3 protein-coding genes and 1 pseudogene are annotated in these 3,931 nt (G+C 60.7%); 2 read left to right on the forward strand and 2 right to left on the reverse strand.

Features of this window, described 5'->3' with window-relative positions; translation table 11 throughout:
- Positions 1 to 392 (reverse strand): annotated as a pseudogene (locus EG19_RS11940) (hypothetical protein); the annotation flags it as partial.
- A gap of 31 nt (positions 393 to 423) precedes the next feature.
- Here EG19_RS11940 and EG19_RS11945 point away from each other — a divergent pair.
- Together EG19_RS11945 and EG19_RS11950 are read left to right on the forward strand one after the other, a co-directional pair.
- Entirely contained in the window at positions 424 to 1,119 is a 696-nt protein-coding gene (locus tag EG19_RS11945; RefSeq protein ID WP_152544066.1) for a hypothetical protein, read from the forward strand.
- Between the two features lie 124 nt (positions 1,120 to 1,243).
- Positions 1,244 to 2,020 carry a hypothetical protein gene (locus EG19_RS11950; RefSeq protein WP_152544067.1) on the forward strand — a complete coding sequence of 259 codons (777 nt, stop codon included), beginning with the start codon at positions 1,244 to 1,246 and terminating at the stop codon, positions 2,018 to 2,020.
- A 36-nt stretch (positions 2,021 to 2,056) separates the two neighbouring features.
- On the opposite strand, the gene EG19_RS11955 is transcribed toward EG19_RS11950, so the two are convergent.
- A complete protein-coding gene (locus EG19_RS11955; protein ID WP_038050591.1) occupies positions 2,057 to 3,637 on the reverse strand; it encodes a hypothetical protein in 1,581 nt (526 codons plus the stop codon).
- Positions 3,638 to 3,931: the final 294 nt, after the last annotated feature.

Raw genomic sequence — 3,931 nt, forward strand, 5'->3', positions numbered from 1 at the left:
TTTTTGGTGGCAAACACTTCCTCGGTGAGGAAGGCGTGCTCGGCGCGTTCCCGCACCTGGGTGGTCATTTCCTCCTGGGTGAGAAAAACCCGGGCCACGGGGGGCAGGGTGGAGGCCAGAAGCCAGCCCAAAGCTGCACCCACAAAGGGCGGGGTGAGGATCCAGAACTCCAGGGGCCAGCCCCAAACTTCCACGAGCTTGAGAAGCAGAGAAACCAAGGCGGAGCCGGCCAAAGCTCCCAGCGCTGCCGCTCGCCAGGCCGCTTGCGGGTAGTGACCGGCGGCTCCCACCACTACTGGCACAACCTCCGCGGCGCTTTCCTTTTCCACCGCTTTTACCGCTTCCACCACCGCCTGCTGCGCTTGGGCGTCAAAAAGCTCTTCAAGCTTCATCCCGGTCCCCTTGACCGCAAGCTTACCATGCGTGGATAGTACGGTTGTGCTTTCCGTGCTCGCCGCTGTTCCTGTTTTCGTGAGTTTGTGCTTCAAGCCGTCCCCCGAAAGCTGCCTCACCCCGCCGGTGCTGGTGGAAGCGGAAGTGTGGTGCGAGCGCGCGGTGGAGGGAGCGGAGGTGCGCTGGATGGTGGATGGGGAGGCGGTGGCATCGGACCGACTTCGGGGTCTGGGCCCAGAAACGCAAAGGGTCGCCATGATCTTGGACCCGGTGCGGCTCACGCATCGGGTGGAGGTGGCCCTCTTTGTCCACGGCTCGGAGGCCCGGGACCGCATGGTGTTGCCACCCGTTTGCCCTTTCCTGCTGCAACTGGATAGCTTCCGGTGGAACTCTAAAGGCCTTACGGTGCGGCTTTCCAATGAAGGTCCCGCGCCTTCGGGCAGCGTGGCGCTGCGCTGGACCATCAACGGGGTCCTGTACAGCCAGCAGCGCTTGGACCCGCTTCCGGCCGGCACTACAGCGGAGCTGCACCTTCCAGCTTCGGCAAGCTCGCTTCTGGAAGCGGCTCTCACAGGGCCCGAGCCAGGCGAAAAGGGGCGCTCTCGCTTGACACCGGTGGTGGTGAGCCTGGAGGCCCGGCCTGGACCGGGCGACCTGGAGGCCCCCGTGAAAACCTGGCAGTTTTTCCTGGGCTACGCCGGGGTGCGAGGATCAGCCCGCCGGTAATGGAACAGGCAAGGAACACTGACAGCGCATCCCACCCTGGGACGCCAGACTTCCGCAAGCCTTGAGCCCCGTAGCTTTTGGGTGTTCCCTTGCCTTGCGCTGGGATGGTGTTTACATTAAAGACATGAGCTTGCTCTTGGCAGCGGTTCGGGACGCGGGCTTAATCCTTTGCCTGAGCGCGCAAACCGGGGACCCCTGTACCGTTTCCCCCATCGTGGTGGAAGCGGAGGTGGCACCTGCGGCGGCCGCGGCAAAGGGTCGCTTTTCCTGGCGGGTGGACGGCAAGGAGGTGTACTCGGGGATCTTGACCTTTGAGGGTGGGCGCCCCCAGCGGGTGGCCATGGTGCTGGAGCCCCGAAAACCCGAACACCTGGTAAGCCTGGAAGTGAAAATTGGCAAAACCAAATCCAGGCGGGATTTGCGCCTTTCCCGGGCGATTTGCCCGTTCCTGTTGCAGCTGGAGGACTTTTCGCTTTCTCCCAAGGGCGTCGAGCTGGTGGTGACCAACCGCGGTCCTTTTCCCTCCGGGCCGGGGGTTTTGGAGTGGCGGATCAACGGCGTTCGCTCGCACCGTAACCAGGTAGATTCCATCCCTCCGGGAGGGCGTGCGTTGTTCCTTTTGCCGGCAGAAACCAGCGGCATGCTCGAAAAGGCGCTCACCCAACTTTTTCTCTTTGGGGGCAGAAGGCGGGTGCCGGTGGTGGTCAGTGCCCGCTTAGAGTTTGCCCCCAACCTCTTGTACCCGGGTATTGAGCAGTTCGACCTGGTGGCGGGCTATCTCGAGCGGGCGCCTTACTTCGAATGGCGGCAGGGCTGGTGGAATGATCTGGATCAGCGCCCCGTGCAGCGCTTTCCGGAGTTCCCACCGCAAACCCACTTGCCCCCGCCACCTCGCCGGTAAACGCCGTTTCCTTCCCTGGTTGCCTCCTAGCGGAGCTTAGAAAATCGGCGGATCGGAAATGGGATTCCCGCTGAGGCGGAACTCGGGGTCCGAGGTGCCGTTGTCATTGATGGTAACGGAGGGGAAAAAGTAGAGGTCGCTGAAGCTGGTGTCCAAAAACACCACGTAAAGCAGGGCCCGATCGGTGCTGGTGCTGCCCACCCCGAAGTAACCGAACACGTCGTTCAGTTGCGCAAGCCCGGTCAGTCTCTCCGAAGGGTTTGCTGGCCATTCCTTGGTCAGGGTGCCAAACTCCGGAGAGGAAAGGATCATGCGCACGCGATAGCTGCTTCCCTCGTTTTTGCTGGGAATCACCGCCAAGTTGGTGCGGTAGGCCCCGTTGCGCAGGTTGAAGAAGTAGCCCCTGTAACTAAAGCTGTAAGGGTGGAGCAGGCTGGTTTCCATGCCGAAAGTGCCGGTACTGGCCTGATTGTAGACTTTGGCCCGCGCCTGACCATAGAAAATCGTGTAGTAGTAATAGGCCCCGGACATCCAGGCGTACCCCTTTTGATCGCTGGGCACGTTAAAAAACTCCGAGGACCGCAACGCATCCCGGAAAACTTTGCCTTCAAACGGCTGCAACACCGTTGTCCTGGTGGCGTCCGGCGCACCCGAGTTGTTGCCTTCTCGGAAGTAGCGGAAGCGGTACTCCCAGGCCATGTGAAAACCGTTGTACAGCTCAATGTCGGTGCGCCACTGGGAGCCCGCTCTCCCCGGAAGGTGGGCTACCGAAGGGAAAAGCACGCGGGTTTGGGTGGCTGTGGAATAAGGAGCCTTGTCATCGCAGCTTGGGTCTGGATCAAAGGTGGCCACCAGGTTGGTCACTGGGGTGCCGGCGTCATCGCGCACAAACCGCAGGGAAAAGTACTTGTACCTTTTGTTGTCATCGGGATCGGTACTGGGACCTAACTGCGGAAACGAATGTTTAAACACGATGAGGTTCCATCCCGCCCTGAGGTTGGCCGGATACTTGTACTCGTCCACGGTGTAAGGCTTCCCACCCCCTGAGTTGCGTTGGCCCACCAGGGTGCCGTTGATCCACAGCTTGAAGTAATCGGAGGCGCCAAGCCAGGCGCGAACCGCCTGTGCGGAGGGGCTCTTAACCCAGGTTACGAAGTACTTCGTCAAATCCGTGTTGTCGGAGGTGCAGGTGCTGCTATTAAAGGGTGCCTGATAGTAAGCGGAATAGATCGTCTTGTCGCTCCATAGCTGCGCGCCCATGGTTGGTGCCTGGGGGACGTCTGTGATTGGCAGCGAAGAACATCGGCCCGAAATGGTGGCTTCGCCAACCGGGTCCTCGTCAATTCCGGCGCTCAACGCGTAATAGTGGTAAAGCCAGTGGGTAATGAACTGCTTTTCTTGGAGTTCCGTAGGCGCTGCCTGGGGAAAAACCGAAATCCCCAACGAGCGGGCAAACTCCTCCAGGGGGATTTCACCCTCTCGCACGGCCTCGAGGCTGTGCGGCTGGATTTGCGTCACTAGCTCCGGCGGCGCCGAGGCCAACACTTGCTCCAGCGTAATCGCCCCGCCAGGCGGAACAATAACTGCCGCTAAGGTCAAAAGAGCTGGGTTGAGCACAGAACCCCCTTTCTTGTAACACAGAATAGGTTGCAATCTCGCTTCTGTCAAGGACTTCCAATGGCCGAAAACTAACGTGGGCGCGGGCCCTGTCACTGGCGGGCTCGGCGGTGCAGACATAGCGTGGCGAAAGCCAGCGAGCAGCGAATCTTTCGCCGTTCGCTTGCGGGACCGTCTCTGGAGAAGTCATTCTGCTTGGAATCTAATCCTACCGGTCGCTTTGCAAATCCACCATTTGCGATGTGAGGACGGCAGCTATCTGATGTGGGGCCGCCGCTCCTGCGGCGGCGGGGG

This window comes from Thermoanaerobaculum aquaticum (genome assembly GCF_000687145.1).
Taxonomy (GTDB): Bacteria; Acidobacteriota; Thermoanaerobaculia; order Thermoanaerobaculales; family Thermoanaerobaculaceae; genus Thermoanaerobaculum; species Thermoanaerobaculum aquaticum.

Bases quoted from the DNA above. Each gene is read 5' to 3' on its own strand.
- EG19_RS11950 (WP_152544067.1), top strand. From the start codon at position 1,244: ATGAGCTTGCTCTTGGCAGCGGTTCGGGACGCGGGCTTAATCCTTTGC.